The organism is Paenibacillus sp. GCM10012306 (assembly GCF_042649265.1).
Lineage (GTDB): Bacteria > Bacillota > Bacilli > Paenibacillales > Paenibacillaceae > Paenibacillus_AQ.
The window spans coordinates 107554-132576 of sequence record NZ_JBHRYW010000015.1 but is presented as its reverse complement, the minus strand read 5'-3'; the positions used below and the strand labels follow the sequence as shown (position 1 = coordinate 132576).

The 25023-nt window shown below is 35.8% G+C and carries 13 protein-coding genes and 2 pseudogenes; 1 reads left to right on the top strand and 14 read right to left on the bottom strand.

The features are described 5' to 3' along the window. The 11 genes and pseudogenes from ACFORK_RS25675 to ACFORK_RS25625 all read right to left on the bottom strand — a co-directional run. A partial coding sequence (locus ACFORK_RS25675) for an alpha/beta fold hydrolase (protein WP_379204463.1) occupies positions 1-5803 on the bottom strand: 5803 nt, incomplete at its 3' end. A gap of 789 nt (positions 5804-6592) precedes the next feature. Then, positions 6593-7312 carry a hypothetical protein gene (locus tag ACFORK_RS25670; RefSeq protein WP_379204461.1) on the bottom strand — a complete coding sequence of 240 codons (720 nt, stop codon included), beginning with the start codon at positions 7310-7312 and terminating at the stop codon, positions 6593-6595. 450 nt (positions 7313-7762) lie between these two features. Then, the gene (locus tag ACFORK_RS25665) at positions 7763-9751 is read right to left on the bottom strand and encodes an AAA family ATPase (protein ID WP_379204458.1); all 1989 of its coding nucleotides are present in this window, start codon (positions 9749-9751) and stop codon (positions 7763-7765) included. Positions 9752-9763: 12 nt separating this feature from the next. Further along, positions 9764-10294 (bottom strand): hypothetical protein, encoded by a 531-nt coding sequence (locus tag ACFORK_RS25660; RefSeq protein WP_379204456.1) that lies wholly within the window; start codon positions 10292-10294, stop codon positions 9764-9766. Continuing rightward, a complete protein-coding gene (locus ACFORK_RS25655) occupies positions 10275-11555 on the bottom strand; it encodes a dsDNA nuclease domain-containing protein (RefSeq protein WP_379204454.1) in 1281 nt (426 codons plus the stop codon). The genes ACFORK_RS25660 and ACFORK_RS25655 overlap by 20 nt, the downstream gene beginning before the upstream one ends. Before the next feature lie 1071 nt (positions 11556-12626). Continuing rightward, positions 12627-13518, bottom strand: a pseudogene (locus ACFORK_RS25650) (alpha/beta hydrolase family protein). 33 nt (positions 13519-13551) lie between these two features. Continuing rightward, a complete protein-coding gene (locus tag ACFORK_RS25645) occupies positions 13552-14019 on the bottom strand; it encodes a GyrI-like domain-containing protein (protein WP_379204452.1) in 468 nt (155 codons plus the stop codon). 24 nt (positions 14020-14043) lie between these two features. Next, on the bottom strand, positions 14044-14427 hold the full coding sequence (locus tag ACFORK_RS25640; protein ID WP_379204450.1) for a helix-turn-helix domain-containing protein: 384 nt from the start codon (positions 14425-14427) through the stop codon (positions 14044-14046). Between the two features lie 122 nt (positions 14428-14549). Then, positions 14550-14673: pseudogene (locus ACFORK_RS25635) on the bottom strand (tyrosine-type recombinase/integrase); the annotation flags it as partial. Positions 14674-15857: 1184 nt separating this feature from the next. Then, a complete protein-coding gene (locus tag ACFORK_RS25630) occupies positions 15858-17666 on the bottom strand; it encodes an ATP-dependent helicase (RefSeq protein ID WP_379204448.1) in 1809 nt (602 codons plus the stop codon). Beyond that, positions 17650-19650: an ATP-dependent nuclease gene (locus ACFORK_RS25625; protein WP_379204446.1), complete on the bottom strand. Its 2001-nt coding sequence runs from the start codon at positions 19648-19650 to the stop codon at positions 17650-17652. Before ACFORK_RS25625 ends, ACFORK_RS25630 begins: the two co-directional genes overlap by 17 nt. Positions 19651-20461: 811 nt before the next feature. Here ACFORK_RS25625 and ACFORK_RS25620 point away from each other — a divergent pair. Next, on the top strand, positions 20462-20773 hold the full coding sequence (locus tag ACFORK_RS25620) for a hypothetical protein (protein WP_379204444.1): 312 nt from the start codon (positions 20462-20464) through the stop codon (positions 20771-20773). Between the two features lie 299 nt (positions 20774-21072). Here ACFORK_RS25620 and ACFORK_RS25615 read toward each other — a convergent pair whose 3' ends face one another. From ACFORK_RS25615 to ACFORK_RS25605, 3 genes are all read right to left on the bottom strand, one after another. After that, on the bottom strand, positions 21073-22233 hold the full coding sequence (locus ACFORK_RS25615) for a macro domain-containing protein (RefSeq protein WP_379204442.1): 1161 nt from the start codon (positions 22231-22233) through the stop codon (positions 21073-21075). Positions 22234-22249: 16 nt separating this feature from the next. After that, positions 22250-23578: a type II toxin-antitoxin system toxin DNA ADP-ribosyl transferase DarT gene (darT, locus tag ACFORK_RS25610; protein ID WP_379204439.1), complete on the bottom strand. Its 1329-nt coding sequence runs from the start codon at positions 23576-23578 to the stop codon at positions 22250-22252. A 561-nt stretch (positions 23579-24139) separates the two neighbouring features. Then, positions 24140-25021, bottom strand: coding sequence for a 5'-3' exonuclease (locus ACFORK_RS25605; RefSeq protein WP_379204437.1), 882 nt, complete (start codon positions 25019-25021; stop codon positions 24140-24142). Positions 25022-25023 lie beyond the last annotated feature (2 nt).

Below are 25023 nucleotides of genomic sequence, written 5' to 3'. Positions count from 1 at the left end.
TTCCACTGCCCAGTTCGCCATTGTCGCTTGTTCCCCAGGACCATACTGTCCCGTCCCCTTTCAGGGCCAGGTATTGTCCGTTGCCCAGGGCGATCGCTGTGATTCCGCTCAGCCCGGAAACTTGGCTTACCGCAACTCCGGTCGACCAGGTCCAAACTGTGCCGTCACTTTTTAGGGCCATTCCTTTCGTACTGCTTGACGCAATCGCAACGATTCCGTTCAGGCCACTAATGGATACCGGGGTACTTCCGTATCCTTGACCCCATCCCCAGACCGTGCCATCCCCTTTCAAGGCAAAGCTTTGGCTTGAGCCCGCTGCTACCCCAATAAAGCCACTCGTCAATCCACTAACTGCTACAGGCACGCTGCGCTGAGTGGTTGTTCCATCACCCAGTTGACCGGCATAATTATAGCCCCATGCCACCACGCTACCATCGTTCTTCACAGCAACGGTGTGCTGATCTCCAGCAGAAATTGACGCAATACCACTTAACAAAGGAATATCAGTAGCAGTAGTTTTAGTGTATTTTGTACCATCACCTAATTGCCCATAACTGTTAGATCCCCAAGCAGATAAAGTACCATCTCGCTCTGATTTTAACAGAAAGCTTTGGTTCCCTGATGCTTGAATCATTGTACGCCTTGTATAAACATCAATAGCGTTACTTTGTTCTGAAGAATTACCAGCCTCATCCTTTGCTACAACATAAAAATTATATAGCGAATCTGTTTTCAGATCTTTAATAGTAAAATTCAAATTAGTAGTGGATCCAATTAATTTGGAATCCATATAAATTTCGTATTCTTTTATTTCACCGATTGGATCTATTGATTCACCCCAAGTTAAAGTAACTGATGTCAAACCTTTTCCCGTTAAAAATGGGAGTACTGTCAAATCAGTTGGTTTGTTAGGAGGTGTTCTGTCAATATAAACCTTGGCGTATACTTCATCACTTATGTTTCCGGCCAAATCTATTGTTCTAGCATAAACTGTACTGATTCCTTCGTCATGCAGAGTAACGATAGATGTGTAATCTACCCAATCCCCCTGATTAATTTTATATTGGCTTTTTTTAACACCACTTAATGTATCGACTCCATCAGTAATGGTAACTTTAACATCATCTTGTGTCCATTTTGTATTACTTAATGTAATGGTAGCTTTACTCGGTGGAGTTTTATCGATTTTAATAACAGCCAAGGCTTCATCGCTAATATTTCCTACTAAATCAATAGATCTAGCGGATACATGATAGACTCCCTCTTCTGTTAGCTTAATAGGAAGGTCCTTATATTCAATCCATGCACCAGTATTTATTTTATATTCTGTCCTACTAACGCCGCTCAACAAGTCAACTCCAGGAACAATCGAGAAATTCACATCTGTATTGATCCATTCTAGAGTATCAGCATTTATCTGAGGGACCGATGGGGGCGTCTTGTCAACTTTTACTACAGCAAAAGTTTCATTACTTTTATTCCCGGCCATATCTACTGCCCTTGCATAAACAAGCGTTTCACCTTCATTTGAAATAACAACTGGTTCATTAAATTTCATCCATGGACCAGTCGTGCCAAGACGATACTGAAAATATTTCACACCACTAAGAGCATCGTCAGGTTTATCAATATAAAACGTAACATTCTCAGGAGACCAATCCTGATGACTGAGTACAATTTCCGGTGCATTAGGGGCTGTCTTATCGATATAAACAATAACTTCAGTGATATCACTTATATTGCCTGCGTTATCAATTGAACGGGCGGATATAGAAGTTATACCCTCCTCAGAAATTACGGTTTCTGAATTAAAATCAATCCATGGACCGTTTCCTATTTTATACTGACTTTTCTTAGTTCCGCTTAATAAATCGTTTCCGTTAATAACGGTAAAGTGTGCATCTTCATTAGTCCAATCAATTGGATGGTATTCAATAACAGGCTTTTCTGGAGCTGTCTTATCGATTCGAATTTCTTTACTAACAAAACTGGAAGGGTTTAGATTATTATCAGTCGAATAAGCTTTAATTGTGTATATTCCATCTCTGTCAAGAAGGATAGGTCTGTCGTATATTGAGAATATAGGATTGTCGTTAATAGTATATTGAATATTCATTATACCATTAACATTATCGTGAGCTTGAAGAGTTACATTAACATTTGATCTATTCCAATCATCATTCGTCATTCCATCATGAGAAATAATCGTTTCCGGCGGATCCTCGTCTTGGCTTTGAGCACCATTTAATACAACAGAGGGCTGAATAATTTTATCTATTGTACCATCACCATCTACGTCTACATTCAATACTATCCCTTGATTAAAGTTTGTATTTGAACTAATAATTGTTGTTGGTGTTACTGAAACATTATCAAAACGGTACGTCTTCTCCTTATAGTCTGATTTATCAAATTGTTGGACTGTATATGTAATTGAACCATTTCCAGTTCCTAAAAGCTTAACCTGATAGTTATCCTCATTTAATAATGCATATCTCAAAACGCCACTTTCATAATAACTGCCAGTATTCACTTCATCATCAATACTACCATCAGGGTTTGGTCCGAGATGAGCACCATTAATGTCATATACATTCAAATCTATCAAACTATCAGATGTACTATTTATAGAGTTGGTTTGGAAATTTGAACTTTTCAACATTTTATTATTTCCATTAGTATTGTTTACTGGGTTCTCAACCTTGATCTTCAAAGTCTTGGTCTTGGCAATAGATCTGGTTAATATATCCGCACTTCCACCAGCTAAAATATTCTTAACTTGCGCTTGAACTTTAGCATCTTTAGGTAAGTCCGAGTGTTCCACCTGCATTGCATAATACATTCTACTTTGAAAATTCTCAGCTACCGAAGCACTCCACAAAGGAACCGTTTTATCGCCATTAACTGGATCCATATCATTTTCTATGAAAGTTTCCAATCCATTTACGCCTTTAAGAAAGCGAGGAATGATAATACCCGGTGTTTCTAAGTTATAGCCTGCGATAATATACAATTTATTTCGAATAGAGTTTAAGGTGTTGATAATATCAAGTTGGTTATGAAATGACTCTGATTTATTATAGATATAAGAATTAAAAATTGGACTACTTATATCTGAGTTAAGAAAACTTTTTGTAGTCGAATAGCTACTCATTGGGGTAAAAGTTTTAGTGTAATCCCACTCTTTATCTGTTCTTTTCTTTATATAATATTGATTAGATAAAAAATAATTCTGGGTAGGGAGTAATTCATTTACACCAACGGAATTTTTAGCAAGCCCCATTAAAAAATTACGGAGAAGTAGGTCACCAGCTTTATCTTTTAATGGAGTCTTATCAATACTAGATAGAAAGAAACCACTATTCATTGTAGCGTATGCTTTTGGGGCCCCAAGATAGGGTGTCCCTAAAGTGATAAGCTTTCTCACTTTATCATCTTCACCCACAGAACGTGCATTTTGAATATATTTTGTAGCAACTAGCCCCCCCATACTATGTCCGACTATACTTACTTTTTTTACATTTAAACTATTAATTAGTGTTTTCAACTCTTGGGCAGCCATTTCATTATTTCGTCGAAAATCATATCCAAAAGGAACAACATTATAATCTGTTTTTAAATATTCAATTAATGGGCCATAGAACTCTAGCAATGGTTGGCCAGTTGGATATTCACTATTTTTGAAAGTAACGTCCGAATTTAAAGCCTCTCCATTTGAATCCACTTTCAAAAGTCCTACATCGCCATAAAGGTGAGAATATCTAGGTTTCCAAATCTGATTACCTTGATAAAATGCCGCTGATGCAGCCATTCCAGCAATGACAATCACTGTCTCTTTCTGAGTAGTTACACTTTTGATACTATATTCACTTTGGCTCTTTGAATTTACTGCTGCAACTCCTACTCGATATAACGTATTAGGGTTTAAATTTTGATCGAATGTAATAGAATTTCTACCTATTGGTAAAGTCGTTTCTGATTGGCCATAGACTAACGCTTTATATGAAGTAGCCCCATTTACACTGTCCCAACTAAGCGTAATAGTTGACTCTGTTGAAGTTACTCTTAAATTAGAAGGACTCTCCAGAGATGCTGGCTCTTTTACTGTAACGAATGCATCGTCACCGAAGATATTATCTCTATCGTTCGGTGCTACATGAATTTTATAGTTCCCAAGATATTCTGGTCTAAATGTCCACTGTCCTTCAATTTGTCTCGTATTTATGTAAATTTCATCACCTATTTGTACATAACCATAACCTGTAATGTATCTATACACTGTAATAACTGTTGGATGTGCCTTGTCTTTGTAGTTAAACTTTATTGTTGAGGTATCACCTAATTCTATTATAGAAGGATTTGCAGATACATCAGTAGTAGAAATCTCAACTTCTCCATCAGGATCACCATCTCCTTCCTCAATACCAGATGGATCAATGGTTGTATTTCGAATAAAATTTTCGTCGATGGCAGACAGAGGGTCAACAAGTCCGTACCCAAATAACTCTTTATCACCGATACTTTCGGCGGAGTCTAACAGAGCTTTTCTTATCTTTAAAACATCCCAGTCTGGATGAGAGGACCAAACTTCGGCTGCAGCTGCCGAAACAAAGGATGCAGCAACAGAAGTACCAGAGGCAGATTCATACTTATTTCCTATAGAAGTAGTAATTATCCCCTCTCCTGGAGCAGAGATATCAAGTCCCGCCCCATAATTGGAGAAAGGAGCTTTTTCCATACCATAAGTAACTGCACCAACTGACATTACTGTTCGATAACCAGAAGGATAAGAGACCTTAGGACTATTAGAATTACCTGAAGCTCCAACTATAAGGATGCCAGCATCCCAAGCTCGCTGAGTAGCATCTTTCATTGATTTACTGAATTCAAATCCAGTTATACTCATATTTATAATATTTATATTATTTTCTATTGCCCAATCAATGGCATGTATGACGTTACTGTACGTTCCCTTTCCAGATTGATCAAGCATTTTCACTGCATATAAATCAACATTTGGAGCTAGGCCACCAATTCCAAAATTATTTATCTTCGCCTGAATAATTCCAGCCATCTTAGTACCGTGACCATTATCATCATCATAGGAATTTCCAACAAAAGAGACCCCACCAGCAAGCTCAAGGTCATCGTGATTCATGTCGACACCTGTATCAAAAATAGCTACTCGTACTCCACTTCCTTTTATATCTCTTTCATGTAACTCTTTAACTTTTAGTTTTTTATGCCCCCATGAAAAAAAGTCAATTCCGTATACCAAATTATCTACTGTTTCTGGCTGATTAATGTAAGTATCATACGTGACACTCGAAACAGTTTGGTCTGCAAAAGAATTCTCACTAGAGATGGGGAAATTTGCGTTACTTTGATCAATATCGTTTTGATTGGTTCCAATGAACTTAGAAAAAGAATTTTTGGATTCTATATGTATTGGTGAGGTAAGTGCCAGATCTTCAGCGGGTTGATCAATATCCGTTAATTGTATTTCTTTATCAAGTTCAATGAATGAAATACCTGGATTACGCTCAAGATCACTCACTTCTTTAGAAGTTAAATTAAGGAGGAGGTAGGGTAGATTTTCATATTCTTCTTTTACTTTTTTTATGCCCGTCTTATTCTCAATTCCCAACATAAAATTCTCTAAGTCTACCTTGTCCTCTTCTGTTTTCAACTTAACAATATAAGAATTAGTAGATAAAGAAGCACTTGTTATTTTATCCAAATCACCAAAATTAGAAATCTCTGCGAACGCGAGATTAGGGATAGCACCTAGTAGTACTATCATTGATAATATTAAGTTCAAAATTCTCTTCAAGTGCATCCACACCTTTTCAAGTTATGATTGTTGTTTTAATTTGTTATAAATTTAAATTTTACCTTTTAAACTTTATATTTCCTCCTTATTATTTTTTAGTGATATCAGTATACAATTTTAAAAAAAATAAAAATAGAGGGATTATTTGTAATATTATGTCGCATTAAGTCGAAAGCAAGTAGTTATGTAATTAATTTTTAACAATCAAATTTCCTCTTCATTACTTCAAGATTCGGTAATGCTTTATAAGCATGGTTTGATATAATTTGTATCTAATTTGAGTATTGTAAGTAAGCACCTTTAGCAGAGAAATCAACTTTTTTGCGATATAAATCGATTATACACCGAGGGAGAAAACAATCATGAGGCTTTGCTTAGATTGAGTGCTCTGAGTCTAATAATCCTGGAATTGCTTGCTGACTTCCAAGAAAAACATTCGATAGTTGGTCCCATACCAACTCCTTCTGATAAAGCAGCGGTAATTTCCACAATGGTTTCAGACCCATAGCATCACTTGTGATGAGAGCTCCAATACCTCAACCAGCTCAAACTTAGTCGTTGGAGGTAGTTGGAGAAAAGTATTGTGGCGGGGTCTAATCCCTAAAGAAACACTTACTCCCGGCTCCAGCCATCGTAAACCGACCTCAAAATAGGTCAGCCAGTAATAACTGGCTGACCTATTAATACGAAAAAGATACTTTATCATGCTTACTCAAACATCCTGACGCAATTCTTGTATAGATTCTTTTATACTATTAATTAATTTAAAATCAATTTCCCGTCAGACTTAATAATTTTCAATATATTAACCTCTCCCTTTATATCATTTATAAAAACATTAGATATTATTGTTTCTTTTCTGTCGAAATGATACACATTTACTCCATATTTTTTAAGAGCCTTTGAAACTTGCTGCTCCGTAACAAAATTTGATAGTCTATTGGTTTCAATATCAAAATAAGCAAATTCAGATAAACTTCCCATTAAAAACGAAGGTTTAAGAACCTCAATCCAGACGATTGGTTCTTCGCTATCAGTTTGTACTCGACTTACCACAAAGTTTTCCGGAATATCATCATTTATTTTCTTTATTAACTTTTTCTCTAAATTCTGATCAAAATAATTTGATTTACTAGTAGAAACAAAGTAATAGGAACTAGGCTCTCCCGATCGTTTAGTATTTAAGTAAAATTCATAGTCAGTTTTTCGATGATCCAAGTTGATAAAATAAGGCTCTACTGTTCCAAACATGTAAAAGGAAAAAATAGGGACCAAAATAAGTAATGTAGTGAAACTCCTGTTTCTCATTACTATCATAAAAATAATTGTAAAAACTAGAGACATGATTGGAACATATATCCCCCAACTTGAAATAGGGAAACCTTCCACAAAAAACTTTGGGTCTAAAAAAGCCCAAGCAAAAATAGCGCTACTTTGTAATAAAACAAATATTAATATAGAAATAATTATTTTTTTCATTCTTCTAACCCCCAACATTATTACCTTCCTCTTAATCAAATATATTAAAATTATACATTCCGCCCTGTTCCCTAATTGCATTTTTTCGGAGAGGAAAAAGTTTCAATAGGTTCCAATAGTCCGTGACTTTAAATTAATTATCTCAATTCTATTATTCCATTATAAAGAAATCGCCCTGCCAGCCTAAGCTAACAGGGCATTATGCCGATTCTTTCGGACTACACTCAGGTGCTTCCAATCAGTGTAGTTTCACATTATCACGATTGTAACAATCTGTAAATCGATAATTCGTAATCATACAACTACTCGCAACTCATAAGTTAGAAACCTATTTTTTAACATTGGTTCGGCATAACTAATTTTGACTTTGTCATTAAAAAGAAAATATGTAGCATCTCTTATAAAAATTATAAACTACACAAGTGAAAATTCAATTCATTTTTTTATAAGTTAATGCCCACGATAATATTTAATTAATGGAGGATTTTCAGGTTCATCTGGAGTCATATGAACTACCTTTAGTTTCTCATCACTCTGAAAGTATTCCTCATATAATGTTTCGCTAGGACTATAAAATTCCTTATCAACCACAATTAATTGTTTTCCCTTAAGTTCACCAGAATAAAGCTTATAAATCAATTTATAAAAGCCCTCAAAAATATCCTTATTTTCCCTCTCACTTATATTTTTCATAGGAGTATCAATCATTAAAAAAGATGGCAGATCGATATTTTTCCTCGTTGCTAAACGATGTATAGCAAGAATATAACAACTCTTATAAATTGTTTTTTTACCACCACTACCTAAGTTTGCAAATTCGGTTGTATAAATTTCATTTTCACCAAAGCGTGTTATTCTAGGAATAAAATCTGTAGTATTGATCTCCAAAGAATCGTTTAGATTAATACCTGGAAATCCGACTAAAGACAGGTTTTCTAAAAATAAAGATTTTAATTCATCTAAATTGGTAGCATCAAGTTCAGCATTACGTCTTGCTGCATCTAATTCGTTTTTCAACCGTTGTTCTTCCGCGGCTAGACTTTCAACTTCCTTATATAACTGCGCGATTTTCATTGGCAAAGGCAATAAATTACTCAATTCCTGCCTCCTACCTTCAAGTACCCCAATCTGCCTTTCAATATCTCGTGCAGCAGCTAGATATGCTGAGTCATATTCTCTTTCCAAATCAGTAATTCTTTTATCAACATTATTTTTTTCTTCTGTAATATATGCTTTCTCCCGCTCGATCGCGTCTTTTTGTCTTCCGAGTTTACTAATAGATTCCTTAAGTTCAATCTGACGATTTCTCAAATCCAATTGAATAATTTCTGCATCATTGTTATGAACATCGTCGGGATACTCTTGTAAACACAATTTACATGTATTTTCCTCAACAACTCTTTCTTCAATATTTTGTCCACACTGCGGGCAACTGTGAAAATCCACTCCTCTAAGTAAATTCTGCGCAATTGTTGATCTACTAACTTTTAGGGCAGCTATGTTAAATTCATTTTGTAATTTCACTCTTCTAGAAAGTTGATCAGTTAAGTCGTTGTACGCTACTGACAGGTGTTCTAAATCTTTTGATTGTTGTCTTGCTATTTGTTTATATTGTTCTACAACATGTGAATTTTCTCTAACGAGATTTTGTGTTAAATTATTTAGTTCTAGCCGTTTATTTTCTATATCCAATACTAAACCATGAAGCTCAAGCTCGATTTTTGTTGTATCTGCAATATTACTATCTTTAAGGAAACTATCGATTCGAACTGCAGTTTCATACAGAGTAGATTTTCTACGTCTTGTTTCAAACAAATCCGTTTCAAGTTGAGCAACATTTTCCTGATGAAATCCAAGAATTAATCGCATAACGTCACGGCTTTTTAGTCTTTTAAATTCATGTTCTTCTCGTCCAAGATTGAAAAATGAACTATCAATAGTATCTTGATCTAAGTAGCAATACCACATTAGATCTCTAAAACTTAATCGGATTAACTCAGTATCTTCTTTGATTTTACTTTTCCGAACTTTTGGCGGTTTCATATCAGAAAGGTAGAATAATAAATCTGACAGAGTTTGTACCGTAGTATTAGGAATAATTTCTTTCGAATCTGATCGGCTATTAACAGGTGCAATTACATTTAGTGATTCACCTGTTCCTTGAAAAATCCATGTCACATTAAGTTGATTTGACCCTTTATCACGTGATAAGTTTACATATTTTCTATTAATAATCAAGTTTAAATCAGCACCAATGAATTCCTGCTGCATTGCAGGTGTTTCCACCAATTCATTGCCTAAACAAAAATCAATTAATCTTAGTATTGTTGACTTTCCTGCTCCCATTTTTCCATAAAAGTACGTGATAGTCTCAGCAAAATTAACCACAAAATTTTCTTTTCGACATCTTACAGTTAAATTAATTATGTTAATTTCCATTTGTTTATTTCCTCATCTCAAAGTTAATTCTGTAAGAACCTTAGAGAGTAAACTATCTAAATTAATCCCAGATAAATTAGATATATTGGTTTTTATTGCTTGGCTTTGTTTGATCATACTTTTAAATTCAGTATATTTCAAAACTTCCTTATATAATTCAAGCCCTTTCGGAGTTTGATATATATCCAAATATCTTTCTCGTCGTTCCCACTTTATTAAGGATTTTGCATTAAGAAGTACCATCAATCTTCTGAAATCAGAACTCCATGGGCTAAATCTAAATGATAATATATTTGTCTCTATATTATTTTTCTCAGCTTCTGTAATACTGACATCCTTTTGTTTATTTAAATTTGTTAACGCACTATCCAATGCAGACGGATATTTTAACAAAAAATCCATTTTAGCTAGTTTAGTTAATTCAACGGTAACTTTATCCTTTTTATTTCCTATAAGCGAATGTATTAGAATTAGGATTCGGATGATATGTAGTTCGTCTCGCTCATCCAGGATTATTACTTGCTCAATTAGAGATATCGACATTATTTAACCAACCTCCAGGTGGCTCTTTACTAAAAGCTACTTTACATTCATTTGTAAGAACACCAACTAACCCTTTTAGAATTTCATATGGACATCCAAAAACATCTTTTGATCTATTTGTAGAAACTTCCCTTAAACGATCCTCAACTGAATGGAGCATTTCAGTACCATAAGGTGCACCTTCCTTTTTACATCTTGATTTCGCTTCAACAGATTGATTAAGGACAATCTTTTTTATTTGTTGTATTTCACTTAGATATTCTTGGCGATTTTCAGCTTTAAAACTATTTGTTAAAAAGTAGTCTTCTGCATCCGTTCGTAAATCATCCATTATCTCTATTTCCTCATAATCAATAAAACCTGAAGACATTTTACGTTTTAATAGGTGATTAGATTTTGCTTTTATAATATCTGTCGCATCTGATCTTGCATTTAAAAAAAGATTTTTGCTGAAGTTCTCCTGTACAATCTTTTCAACAGCTAGTTTAGTTATTCTCTTTGCATTTATTTCTTCTGCCACAGTATTTACTTGTCCAGACGCCAGAGCAGCATAATCATATACCCCATTCTCCAAAAATCTTGAAGAAGCAAAGTAAACCTTTTCACACAATCGTCTATGTATAATCCTTAATTTTTCAATGCTTGCTCCTATGCATTGGTTAATCTTCCCTAAATGATCATTAATAATCTTTGCATCTATATCATCTAAACCAGGGCCCACTAAAACTTTTATTTTTTTTATTGTAGACAAGACAACATCTAACGAGAGCCCTGACTCTTCTACAAGTTCATGAATATAGGTTTGTAAATCACGTGGTTTAATATCCGAAATTAATGGAATGTTACTTACTTGCTTCACTAGGTTAATCAAACTTTTTGCAGAATCATCTTCACGAAAGGGGCAATTAGAGATAATCATAAAGTTAGAAAATGAATTTACAAAATCAGATTCTAATTTGATAAATCTCAAGAGACTCTTTTTTATGGCAGCATCCCTTAATTCAAAAAGTCCATCGGTTACTTGTCTTGTTTTTATTTGCAAACCATCGTATTTACCATCTTCTCTCACTGCCAAAATATCTTCATGATGTTCGCAGTACAATTCCTTATATGGAATTTTCCCAGCAAACATTTGTATAGAAATCAAAACTGTAAATGTATGTTGGTATCTAAACCTTTTCTGAGTTTCATCTCCTGGATCCTTGGATAATGTAGTAAGTAGTGGATCTTCTTCATAATTCCCATTAACTCTATCTATCATTAAATCCCCTCCCATGTACAAAAAGAATTCCTGTAATAGCAGTTTTTTTTAGTATAACAGACTCATTTTGTCGAATGTTGGAGTATTCTGGAATAATTAACTCTGCAAAATGAGGCCAGTAGTTTGTTTAACTGAGTTCTACTCTTTTCCGGTAAGGAATCTACCAGTGATGATGACGACCTCTCAAGATCACTTTGGTACGAGGCGAAAGGGTAGATTGAACGGCCCGGACACTTTCAATGACATAGTCAAAAACGTGAAAGCGATCAGCGATCCGGATCGCTGATCGCTAGCTGATCCAGACGTGATAGGTTTGAGCCAGATCCATGGCGTCACCTTCGGTTTCAGGTTCAAGAAATCGGGATGTCGCTCAGCATATGCACGTAACGCGTCCAGCTTTCGCCCTGCAAGCAGCTTAAGCATGGTTTCCCCTTAAAGATCGTGAATGCCAGTATCTTGCGCGGCTTATTGCGGCTGTACCGCTTCTGCCTTTGTTCGGAGTGTTACAATGTTTATTGAATATTTAACTCATACGCAAAATACGGATTCTACCTCAATTCTCAGTCTCGCACCAAATTCCACCAGCGAAGCCATTAGTAAAGTACCCAACAAACCATCACAGTTTATTAACATCATCCGTAAAAAAACTTATTTAAGCTTGTCCGTGAATCTGGCTAACGCGTCGCCGGCGTAGCAACGGAACTGAATCGGTTCATTTTAAAAAAAACAAATCAGTAAACAACTTCATTTTTACAATTTGGGTTCTATTGGATCAGTTGTCTGAAGAAAGCAAAATATTAGACTGAAAATTATCAAGACCTAAACTTAAGGAAATCAAATAAAATAAAGAGCTCTACATATTATGCATGACTAATATGTGGAACCCTTTATTTTTAACTAACGTTACCCATTAGCTTAGTACCCCACCGATTCTACCTTTGTCGAACGGCTTCCAATGAAATATGTAGCCCCACTTGCCAGTACTGTCAAAAAAACCCCGTTTTGATTGAACATCATATTTCCCTCCCGATGGGTAGTGCATACTTTTACGCTTGCGATACATTTCGTTTCCTAATCATAAGTCAACAGAAACTTTACTACCTCAGTCTTTAGCGTTTCGTGAAATTTCACGCGATCAAAGCCAGGTGGGTCCTGTGAGGGGGAAAGGCGGGTGAAATCATCGCAGCTGGGAAAGGACTCAGGAAGGAAAAATGTCCGGCATTCTCCACCGTCCGATAGCGAATCATCCTTGGTTCGGCAACACCATTTAAGATGATCTGTGCGTGAAATGGAGGTGTGTACAGGTCTCGCTCCGCGTTCAGCATGAGAATGGGGAGACGAACGTCGCTTAATGCCCCTCATTCCGGAACCAAACGGACACCGGGGCCAGCAAAATCAGGGACTGGATTCGCGAATCGCGAAGTACATCGATTTGCTGCGGCTTCCCATTCGGGCCCTCATCAGGGAAGGAGGTCGAGACGCCGCCAGCTGCTGCCAGCGCGGTGTAGCCGCCCATGAAATGCCAGATTACCGAGAGGCTTCCCGGCTGGATAAGCCCCTTAAACTCATCTTCAAAAAACCAGTCGGCTGCCATGCGAAGGTGCTGGGGTCGATAGGTGAGGTTTTGGGCCGTACCTTCCAAACTATTATCGTTGCGGTTATTGTGCGGATGTTCGGGCAGGCCAACGATAAAGCCGCTGCGTGCCAAATGCCAAGCAAGCGACCAGTACACAAGCGGCGAACCGCCTGTACCGTGTGAAATGAGGACCTCACTAAACTTTCCCTCTCTCGGCGCTGCTTCTCTGGCCACTTCCAACGAGTACGGCCCTAGACAATCAGCCTGTTCCGGTGCGTCTGTCGGATACATCACGATCATAGGAAGGGTCACCCTCAATGAGTTTTCTGTAATTTGTACCTCATAGCATCCTGCGTATCCTTCATTAATGTCTGCTTTTTTGCTCATCTTGATTTCTTCCTCTCCTTGAGCGATACGCTCCTAAGATGGCGAGCTAACGGGAATATATATGTCCAATACCGAATCCTCGTTCGTCGGTCCTAGATATCGTTGGTCGTAACGCGCGAACTCCGGGGCATTCGTACGAACGCTGCCTGACTGGGGTAACCACGTTTCGTAAATGTATTGGAACGTTTCGTTGTGTCTCCCTAATGTCCCCTTATGAGTAAAAACCGCATAAGTTGCCGCTGGTAGCAGCTTAGCGACCATTCCCAAGAGAACCGTACTCTCCTCGCTGGTCGCCTCGACACAAGCGGTATAAGTGACTTCCCATTGCTCGCCCGTAAGTTCAATGACCGCATAAAATATGCCTTCCGTATCCGGCTTTCGCTTAATTTCAAACACACGCTGCCTAAAGCTCCGCCATAGCATTCCGACCTCGTCCGAATTGACACCCGGTATCGACATGCCGACCAAATGCAGATTGTTCAGGCAGACAAAAGCTGGCACGAGGGAAAAGCCCTTATGCAAATGTTACAGCCCCACTTCATCCAAAGGAAGCTTCTCCATGGCCCGGAACAACGTGTCCTTCATGTCCCTTTGCTTGCGAAATTGTCCTGGCGAGATGGAGAACATTTTCCGCAAGGCTCGGGCGAAGGATTCCTGGGACTCGAATCGGTACTGGATCGCAATATCTATGATCCTTTGGTTGGTATGAAATAAATCGTATGCCCCTTGCGTCAATCTCCGCTTGCGTATGTACTCTGAGACGGAGCATAGAGTAACTGATAGGAAGATCCTGTGAAAATGGTAAGGCGAATAGCCGGCAGCTTCCAAAACCTTGGCGCTTAAACTCTCATGGGTAAGATGATTTTCAATATAGGAAATGGCCTTGATTACCGAATCCTTATAGTTCACATTAATGCCTCCATAGAGATATTATCACTGTACGACAGATGAAACGCTCGGTTTTGATATTTTTTGCGGAATGTTACTTTTCTTACCTTTCAATGAAGTGCAACTAAAATTTTTCGTAAATCTGTTTTCTGCGTATTTCTACTTTTTCCCGTATTGTCTAAGTATTTTAGGTATTTCAAAACAGGTTCCATCTATCAACATGTAACGTTTGTTGTTATCCTATAGGATAACTTCTTGTACTGGCATCGACTTCACCTTCCAACATTAATTGATTACGCTCGGTTTTTAACCTATCTACGCCTCCCGCTATGGGCTACGCCCTCCACAAATAGAATCATATGTTGCATTCTTTACATTATATACATTGTAAATCAGTAACTTCGACGTCTAAATAATGAATCTATCATTATAAATATAGTGGATATATGCTCATAAATTGAACATACTATCCACTATTTATAATAGTCTAATTAATGACAAATAAAGTGTTAGACTCAGAAAATAAAGTATTAAATTAAGCAAATAAAGTTTTAGACTGGTTCGTCAACTTCTACCTGGCTTGATGATAAAGAAAAAGAGTCGTCCCCAAAAAGGACGACTCTAAAATGCTAAGATCGATGCGATAGTAGCTCCGTTTCATCATCGACTTCTACGACTGCTATCGCACCTTTAGAAAACATACGACTTTAAAAAGAATGGACCATATCTACAATGAATAGCTTGGAGCCATTAGTATTAGCTATAGTTAAGATCTCATGGAGCAATCCAAAGCCGTAACCTTTATTATCCTCGGTGATGGGAATAAAGATATTAGACAATTGAAGTTGCTTAGTAGTGTGATAAATACCCAACCGTAGGAGACGAGTAACATTAAGTTTGTCCTCAGTTTGTTGAACTTCACTTCCAGCATTTCTTCAAAATCCAGAGAACCAAAATCAGTTACACATGAGAATACATCTTTTCAAAGAAGTGAGGATGGATAAGTAGATACGGATTGATGAAGAACTTGGGTTATGGGCATATGAAAACCTCGCTTTCCGGAAATATATACTTATCATAGTTTGCTCTGAAAAAAATCCGTAAATAAAATTGCGAGGCAATGGCAGTAGAGCATTCGTGAGCAGCTGCTTGATGCTACTCGGTCTAATACTTTAATATCCCGTTTGATTCTTTTTGTAGAGTCACTTAAAGACTCAGTCTAAAGCTTATTTCTCAAAACCTGTCGATTTTCATAACTTAAAACCGCGTCATATCAACAACTCCAGACTAATAATATATTCTCTCTTTACATCAGCTAAAGGTATTCTTTACAACCTAATACTCACGCCTATACAAAGTAAAGAATACGTTCAAAAAAATGATCGGCTCTCAAAATGCATAATTTGAAGACATTGAATTATATTAGGGAAAATGCAACATAATAAAGTAGGTTACTGTGATTCAATTTGTTTCAAACGTTGAGTATTCCAATTATAAAGGTTAGTCCAGAAACGCGACGGCTTCTTTACATATCCTTTTTGTAATTTTGATCTTACAAGGTAACATCGACTTTTAGCTCTACTGACACAAACAAAAAAGATACGGTGCTCTTCCTTCATTTTCCTTTCAGTTGTGCTTCTGAAGCTAGGAAAATTACCTTCTTCCATTCCTAATAAAACAATTGTTTCAAATTCTAAGCCCTTTGATGAATGGCGAGTACTAATAGTTACTTGGTTCACAGGTTTACCCAACTGACTAAACTCTCGAAGGGTGAAGCCTACAAACCTTCCTTCTTTAGCAACTTTTAATAAATTGTCTAAATTATCGTGTTCATCCGGATATACGTCAGTACTTTTCAGAATCTTCTTTAAATCCGTAGTTTCTAGCATCCACTGAATCCAATCTACAAGTTGTTCACTATCAACTACACTTCTTTTTAATAAATCGTAGAGTCTCCTTTTCTCAAGTATTATGCGTGAACCAGACACATCTACTCCATGTCGAGTTAAGAAGCTTCTCCAAAATGAAAAAATCGAATCAAAAGATATCTGTTCAGGATTAATCAACCAATTAACACAATCCTCTAACCAAGCTACAACATGTGTACGCTCAAATTCATGTTTAGCAACATAATAAGGAATTCCTGCATTATCAAGCACTTCACCTAGGTCTTTCACCTGATATTTATAAGCGACAAGAACTACAATTTCCTCAATAGGTACTCCTAATGCTAGATTTTGTGGGATTACCTCACTGACAACATAATTATATTGATCGTTCATATCCCTCTCACACACTTTAAAACTAAATTGAGCTTTTTCATCTCCCCTTGTTCCTGCTTTATAATTGCGTCCAGTACTTGGACTTAGGGCAATTTCAGACGCATCAATAATATCCTGATTACTTCGGTAGTTAGTCTGTAATTTTATTTCCTTTACGTTAGGTAGCTGGGCTAATTCCAATAAGTAATCTGGAACCGCCCCATTAAACCCATAGATTGATTGATCAGGGTCTCCCACAGCAAAAAAGAAGCTTTTTGTACCCTCCATTAATGAAAGAATCATTTCATGAAGAGGTTTACCTAGATCCTGATACTCATCTATTAATATCCAAGGAAACTTTGCCTCTAGGCTTTTTCTGACAAACTCTTCGTTTTGTATTAATTGCGTTGCGTAATTTATGATAGCTGAAAAATCCACATAATTAGAAGCCCTAAGCTTCTGTTCAAATAAGTTTGCAGCCTTTAATGCCAGATCAAATGAAGGTATATTGACCCGGGATCTGCCCTTAATATTAATACTTCGTTCACTATCCATTTCTGTTAGACTTAGTTCTTTTTCTGAAATATTTAATTCTTCTTTAACTCGTTGAAATAATTGGTTTTTCTTTTTTGTAGATATAATTTTGAGAGGCAGGGGAATGTTATATTGTGGATATAAATGAGCGAATTTTGTGATTACTTCAGCGATACAAAATGAATGGACTGTCCCTAAGAAAACATTTCCTCTTTCTTTGAGACCTATTTGTTTTAAACGTTTTTTAAATTCCTTAGCAGCTTCATTACTATAGGTTAAGCATGCTAGCCCTCTAGGAGGTTTAATAATTTCAGAAAGGAGTTTCATTATTTTTAAAGTTAATACTGTCGTTTTCCCACTTCCTGGTCCCGCAAGTACTACTGTATTTTCAAGTGAACTAAACGCATCATATTGTTGTTGATCTTTTCTTATTTGAGTAAGTTTTTTCTCATACATAGTCTCCATTTGATTCCATTTCCTCAACTTTCTTGCAAATATAATCAATTGCCTGCTCAATATGCTCCGGCATATGACTCAAAGTACAGTGTTGAGCTAAACGTTGAGCAAATCTACCTTTACCAATTCTGCTGTGCGAAGATTCAATCTGTCGCAGACAAGCGTAAAAGTCTCCCTTTATAAGATTTGCTGAAAAATTCTTTTTCTGCTGGTCTCCCCCTGCAGTCAAATCATCAAAAATCTTACTTATTGCATCTCTACTCACATTATCTTTATAGCATTTTTCCATGATGTCTACTTCAGCTGTATAAAAACCGACGAAGAAACCCTTCTTCCGAAATAGTTCATCCATAGCATTAACTTCCGTCGGAATTTCAGAAGATGTCAGTATATCATTCTCAACAACTAGTTTCTTTACAATTTCTAACCCTAAATAGCCAGAATCATTATCGGATTTTTGATCTAGAATATGATATTCTCTTTCTTTATTAAGTACCTCATAGTAATCCCCATCAGTTATAACTGCATATGGAATTCCCAGCTGTCCAAGTAGTTTAATATACGGTGAAAAATTAGTGGAGTTAATATTACAAACAAAAATACCTTTATAATCAAGTGTCTTTCCCAATAGATCGGAAAATACTGGAACTAAATATTCCTCTGTAATCCCTTCAACAAGCAGGACACCTTTTCCAAAATAAATCTCGCCTCGGTTAGCATCTATATATCTTGCTAAATCAGCATATTCTTCTTCACTTAACGATAGTTCAGCACTTGAAAGTGCTTTAGTGGCTCCTTTGCTTCCTCTATAAAGGTGCATAAGCGATTCCAGTGGTGTGATAGAGGCTATATGAGTTGAATGAGTTGTCATTATTACAGAATTAGTTGATCGACTAAAGACATCCTTGTAAATAGAACGTTGAATTGCTGGATGCAAATGAGCTTCGGGTTCTTCAATTGCTAGGATAGTCGCCCCTTCATCTATTGGATTGTGCATATCCATAAACTCATATAGTTTAGATTCAAGCGTGGAACTTATTTTATTCACTAATATGTAATTTCCATTTCCATCTGATTTATATGCTTTTTGTAAGATTCCCTCTTTATCTTTTCCTCTTAATCCTTGATATAAAATAGAATTTATAAAAGTAGGAATCGTTTTATCTTCAATTGCCAGTAACATTAAAGTTATATACAAAATATTAGTTAATCCCAAAGATGTATCACTTACGGTTCTACCACCGAGAAGTACTTTTAATGTAGTTAAAATTCGATTAGTATTAACTTCATTTGTACCAAGTTCAACAGAATCCGGATTAAAATCGATGAATTCTTTAAATCGATTATCTATTCTTCTGTTTAAATCTTTCAGTTCACCTAAGCTTAATACTTGATCATTCTGTGATTTTATATTTTTTGCTATTACATCTAGCTTAGCCTTTTCAATGTCATAAGCTTTAAGTAGTACACTTAAAGGCGATTTTCGTGAGTTTTTTATTTCAGCCTCCACATCTCGCAGAGCTTTAATAACTTTTATGTTAAGATATTTCCGGTCAATATGAGTGAACTCATTATCTTCATTTTCACCTTTGAAAATCTTAAAGATATATCCCTCAATGCTCCCATCTTCTCTAATTCGAGGGAAATATCGATATGTAAGCCTTAACGTATCCGGGCTTGCTTTTACAGTAGCATCACTTAGTTGACACAGTAAATTTTTATTGTGACTAAAGCTTTTAATCTCTATTACAATCTCAATAATTGCTCCTAACTCCATGGGGGATTTTAAACCATTATAAAAATCAATATCCTCTAGAAAGCGTTCTTGATCACTGAGGTTAGGATCAAGGATTAGTTGAATTGCTCTGAGAAAATTCGTTTTACCAACATTGTTTTCACCAATTAAAACCTGCTTATCTTTAAGTTGAACATCAACAAATTCAAAATTACGATAATTTTCAATTTTAACCCTGGATATATAAGGTGATTCCATGAATATTCATCTCTTTTCTGGACTGATTTTTGAAAAGTAATAAACTACCAGAAGGTATATACTTTATCAACCTCCTATTCAATTTGATCTAAAATTATAGATACAAAGACTTACTGTTCATATCCCATTCTAACATTAATCCTCATATAATGTAATTTTTCTACATATAACTAGATATCCTTTCTAAACAATCTATGTATATCCTTTTTCACAAAAGATCTTTAAATTGTATTTGATTTATTAACGCTAATAGATTCTTTTATTTGAGTAGCATATTTGAACATACAACTGCTATCGTATTTCTAAAAGTAAATAACAAACTCCACATGAGAGAGGTAGAGATTAAGATGTATTTATTTTTCTGCCTCCATTTAAAAAAGCCATCCTGATTTAATAGGACAGCTTAATGTATTTTTTCCATAATAATATTTTTATAGACATTCATTGCTGTTATCGAGAAGGTTTGATCTTTCGCTGTACAAAACCTTATATTAAACAGCAGATCACGTGTCCGGAATACATACCGCTATGGTTCGGTTCTGAAAAATAAGTAGTAGACTGGAGCTCTAACTGCTTGATCCGATACTGTTTCGTGGCCAGCAAAGCCCGGAAACACCTGGCTGCTGCTGTTCAGTCCGTCATACCAGTCTACAACTTTATTTTTTCAGTCTAATATTTTGTTTTCTTTGAAAGCAATCAGAAACGCAACAGCCTACATTCCCGAGAAATAAAATATATAGGAATTCCCGATTTTCAGATATAATAAAAATTAGAAAATGTACTATAAAATACATCAGAAAGGAGATTGGTTATGACAAAAGTAGATGAGTATACAGGTGATGGAACAATTATTGTAAGTCATGGTGAGGTATGGGCTATAGATGACAGTTGCTTACCAGATGTTATTGGAAAAATAGAACGCATTGAGTTATCAATCGAACAACCAGAAGAAATGTTAGGTATATATCGAATTGAGCATGTCATGTTATTCGGGGAAGATGATGAGCAATTATACGATGATCAAGATAAAGTGAATAATGACGAATATCACTCTGAAAAGGAAGTGGCAGAGGCGCTTGCTAACGCTTATGGAGTTTCAGAAGATATAATAGAAATTGTATAATTCCCAATTTCTTATTTACGAATTCATTTATCTAAGTATTTTCGATGTACGACTGGACCTCAAAGCAAATTCGGAAAATCCAAGCGACTAGAACGTGCGCTACCACCGCTCGATGCGGCAGCTGGCGAAGCTGGGTAGCACCATGCTACCGAGTTTCGCCAGCTTACCAGTCTATAACTTTATTTTTTCAATCCAATGCTTTGTTTCCTGAGTCTAACATTTTATTTTCCAGCTTAATACTTTGTTTGCTTCTGAGAGTAGTAAAACAGCCCATATGTGCATTGCAATAGAAACGTCAATTATTCTAACAAATACTTACCTGGTATAAGTGACTCTAATAGCGGAGCTAGATTAATTTTTCCAGTTTGATTATTATTACCTATCTTTATGGCATTTAGATTCCTAAGTGTCTCGTTTTCGTTCAACCAATAATTAATGTAATAATTTTTTTTAGTAGGTCCTTTTACATATTTCGACAATGATTCTATTGCTTTTAAATCTAGTGAATTTATTAACGTGACGTCAGCAAGCTTTTGACGGAATCTTAATGAATTTGAATTTTCGTATATTTTCCAACTTTGATCTGGTACTGTTGTCGACACAACGAGAAACTTATTCATGTCCCAGTTTTTACGATATCTGTTCTGGACATCAAACTTAAGAATTCCATAAGGAATTACAAAAATCACACAAAACCCCTTTGTTATTACCATGTCTGCAAATTCATAATCATTATTATTTTTCAAACTAAGCAATAAAACCGCACTTTGAATAGGCATTTCATTAATTACTTTTGTTAATGAGTTAATTTCTTTTTCTGAAGATTTTGAATTAGCTAATATTGACAGCTTCTTCTCTTTCAATAAAGCTGTATTACCAATACAGTATAAACTATAACTTGAACGCCCTAAAATTTCTTTCGGGTATCCTTCATCTGAAGGTGAAATTGTTAATATATTGTTTTTTTCAAGTTCGTGTAACCAATTATCATTACCTCTTGCAGCAGTCGAACTTTTAGGATTGAAAACAAAAATTTTAACTTCCAAGTCCCCCAAAAAATCTATAATCATTCCCTTTACTTTAGCCCAATCAAGTCCTCCGTGGCCACACCCTAATGCCGGCAACGTTACAGCAGAACTCCCCTTATCCGAAAGATATTCTCGTAACCAGGTCAGGCCTTTTTCAATGTACTCATACTCAGAAGGATTTTTCCAATGAATCTTTGTAGGAAAGTTAATTATTGTAACACTCGATAATAAGTCAGTTTCTACCCAGATATGAGGCTTGCCGGGAGCAACCTCTTTATGTTTACATGCGTGAACATAATCATTATACATCTTAGGATAACGATCTTTAAATGCTAAAGCCACCCCTGCACCCATAACCCCTACGCAATTCACTGTATTCACTCGAATGTTTGCTTCGTAATCGAAAAAATCACCTGTTACGAATTCTAACATTTGCACAATCTCCTTATTAAAGTCTCTCGATAAAATCAGGAATTTCAATTAACAAACCCCGATACCAACTCGGTTTAATTGATTTAACATCAGCTAAAGAAATTGCTGCTAACATAGATAGTTCATTTTCATTCAAACCTAAATCAACTATTTCTTTTTCACTTCTGTCTTTTTTAAGTATATCACCAATTAAATCATGATAACCGACCAAAAGGCAAATCAACCTAATTTGATATTTCGTTAGTTCTTCAAACTCCTCAACAAGAATTCTCTTCATCATTTTCAATGAATCAGCTGGATGATCCGGATAATTTGACTGAATACCATCCTGCCACTTCGATTTTGGACCTTTTCCAATATCATGGAAATAAGCTGCTAATTTAACTAACGCTTTGTCATCATCATCAAGGTCATTATAGTAACTAATTAGATCTAAATTTTTTACCACTTCTTTTGTATGATCACAAACTTTTTGGTTGTGCATTTCATTTGAAGTCTCTAATTGGTAAATCCCATCTAATTCATCGATAATACAAAAGTTATCCTTAATTTTATTCAGAGCATCTTCTACATCCTGAAATGCTGGAGAAGAAGGTTCATTTTCAGATCTACTTTCTATTATTGAATCCACATTATTTTCAAAAAGGAATTTTAAGAAACGTGGGCCCGTAACAAGCGTTTCGTTCTCCCTTCCTTTCATAAGAAATTTTGTGAAATACAAAAATCTACTATCAAAAGGCTGTAAACTAATTGGAGGTTTTCCCAAGCCCTTTTCCTTAAAAATTTTTTTTATGTATTCTTCCCCTATTTGATTATAAACGATAAATGAATCTATCCAATCTAATGGCACTTTCTGATAGACTAACACTTCAGCCATTCTTGCATGCAGTTCATCCGGTGTGCCCTTTTTCCATGTTGTTATATTTATTTTATCCCAGCTTAACTTGTCTAAATCATTCGGCTCACTATAGAAATTAGGTGCGGTATTTCTATTCGCTGATCCATCTGTGAAGATTACATTACTATTCTGGATCTTATCAATTGATATAGCTAGATATACAACAAGTGGCTGATCGATGTTTTTTCTATTTACTACAGAGAGAAGCATCGGATTGGTCGTAGCAAAATAGAATGGGACATAATCGTGTATTGTTCCATTGGGATGGCATGGAACAATCATATTACTTCTTCTCCCTTGAATTCTTTCATTAGCTACATTCACGTGGGTAATTCCATTTTTTTTCTTTTCATTTGTTGAAATCAATCCATTTTCGATAATAGATTCTATATTATCTAAATGTGTGAAGTGATAAAAATACTTATTAGGAAACGTTACTGGTGCCATAATACTTCTCCTCTGCTATGTAAGATGATATTGATTCATTTCTCATTATCAAACCCAAATATAAAACATTATTTTCCTATCGTCTATAATTTTTTCATACTACCCTCTAGATGTAAATATTCTCACTTAATGAGTTAGTAATTTTTCTATTATTAGACACCTGATAACTTTAATCTTCACTTCACAACTATAATATCTCTTAGGCTTTGTCTTCTTGACAAATTATGTTCATTCGCTGAAATGCTCATGAATTATTCAAAATTACCGAAGTCAAAAGTAAATACGAATTAATTGGAAAAACATTGTTAGTCCGTATTTACTATCTCGGCGTGTGGACAAAAGGGGAATAGCTTGAAGGCAGGAAATTCATCGAATAAGACCGTGGATTAACAGAACGGAAACAATAGGTAAGCACAGAAAAGAGACTAGAAGAACACGTATCCAATATGTTCTCTCGTCTCTTTATAAGTGTCGGTTCCCATTTACTTTGTAAGAAGCAACTAATTAAATTATACAGCTCATTTATCAAATAATGCAATAAAATCACTTCGACATTATTGACTAGCTAACTCCCAATGAATTAAAGAGCCCGCTAAATTCCAGCTCGTCAAATTTCTTTATTGTTGCTTCGCGTTGTAATTGCCAAATACATTGCTCCAATTCGCATTCAATTGGAACATCCAATCTAATGCGGGCAAGGTCTCTGGAAAGATGGAGCATATCCAAATCAGCCTCTATTTTGCTTCTAATCCCTTTCGAAAGCTTGTCCAGATTCTCAAGGCATCCTTCAACTGATTTGTACTCACTAATTAGCTTTAAAGCACTCTTTTCCCCAATACCTTTTACACCTGGATAATTATCTGAAGAGTCACCCATAAATGCCTTTAAATCAATAACTTGCAGTGGAGTTAGCTGCTTAGTCGCAAGCAGTGTTTCCATATCGTAAACAGTGTAATTCGATCTTCCCTTATTCATGATAACAACCTTTACCTGATCAGTGATCAGTTGAAGCATATCGTGATCTCCAGTCAAAATATATACTTCGGAATTGTCCTGTAGTTTTCTTGATAAGGTTCCAATACAATCATCTGCCTCATAACCAGTTACACCGATATTAAGTACACCCATCACTTCAACAACATCTTTAACTAGTTGAAATTGGGGATGCAGTTCAAGCGGAGCTTCCGAACGATTTTGCTTATACAAACTGTAACTCTCATTTCGGAAAGTACTTGCCCCCATGTCCCAACAGCAAATTACATGAGTAGGATTAAATTTACTTAGTGCATCAAAAAAATACAGTAGGAACCCGTAAACAGCATTAGTAGGCAATCCAGCACTTGTTTTACGAATATAACCTGAATAAGATGTGGCATAGTAGGCTCGGAAAAGAAGGGCCATTCCATCTACCAAAAGAACTCTTTTTTTGTCTTCTGTTATCATAA

What these genes read in the sequence shown, in the direction of transcription:
- ACFORK_RS25615 (WP_379204442.1), bottom strand. Translation starts at nt 22,233, where the DNA reads ATGTTAGAATTCGTAACAGGTGATTTTTTCGATTACGAAGCAAACATT.
- ACFORK_RS25620 (WP_379204444.1), top strand. Translation starts at nt 20,462, where the DNA reads ATGACAAAAGTAGATGAGTATACAGGTGATGGAACAATTATTGTAAGT.
- ACFORK_RS25660 (WP_379204456.1), bottom strand. Translation starts at nt 10,294, where the DNA reads ATGTCGATATCTCTAATTGAGCAAGTAATAATCCTGGATGAGCGAGAC.
- darT (WP_379204439.1), bottom strand. Translation starts at nt 23,578, where the DNA reads ATGGCACCAGTAACGTTTCCTAATAAGTATTTTTATCACTTCACACAT.
- ACFORK_RS25665 (WP_379204458.1), bottom strand. Translation starts at nt 9,751, where the DNA reads ATGGAAATTAACATAATTAATTTAACTGTAAGATGTCGAAAAGAAAAT.
- ACFORK_RS25670 (WP_379204461.1), bottom strand. Translation starts at nt 7,312, where the DNA reads ATGAAAAAAATAATTATTTCTATATTAATATTTGTTTTATTACAAAGT.
- ACFORK_RS25605 (WP_379204437.1), bottom strand. Translation starts at nt 25,021, where the DNA reads ATGATAACAGAAGACAAAAAAAGAGTTCTTTTGGTAGATGGAATGGCC.
- ACFORK_RS25655 (WP_379204454.1), bottom strand. Translation starts at nt 11,555, where the DNA reads ATGATAGATAGAGTTAATGGGAATTATGAAGAAGATCCACTACTTACT.
- ACFORK_RS25625 (WP_379204446.1), bottom strand. Translation starts at nt 19,650, where the DNA reads ATGGAATCACCTTATATATCCAGGGTTAAAATTGAAAATTATCGTAAT.
- ACFORK_RS25630 (WP_379204448.1), bottom strand. Translation starts at nt 17,666, where the DNA reads ATGGAGACTATGTATGAGAAAAAACTTACTCAAATAAGAAAAGATCAA.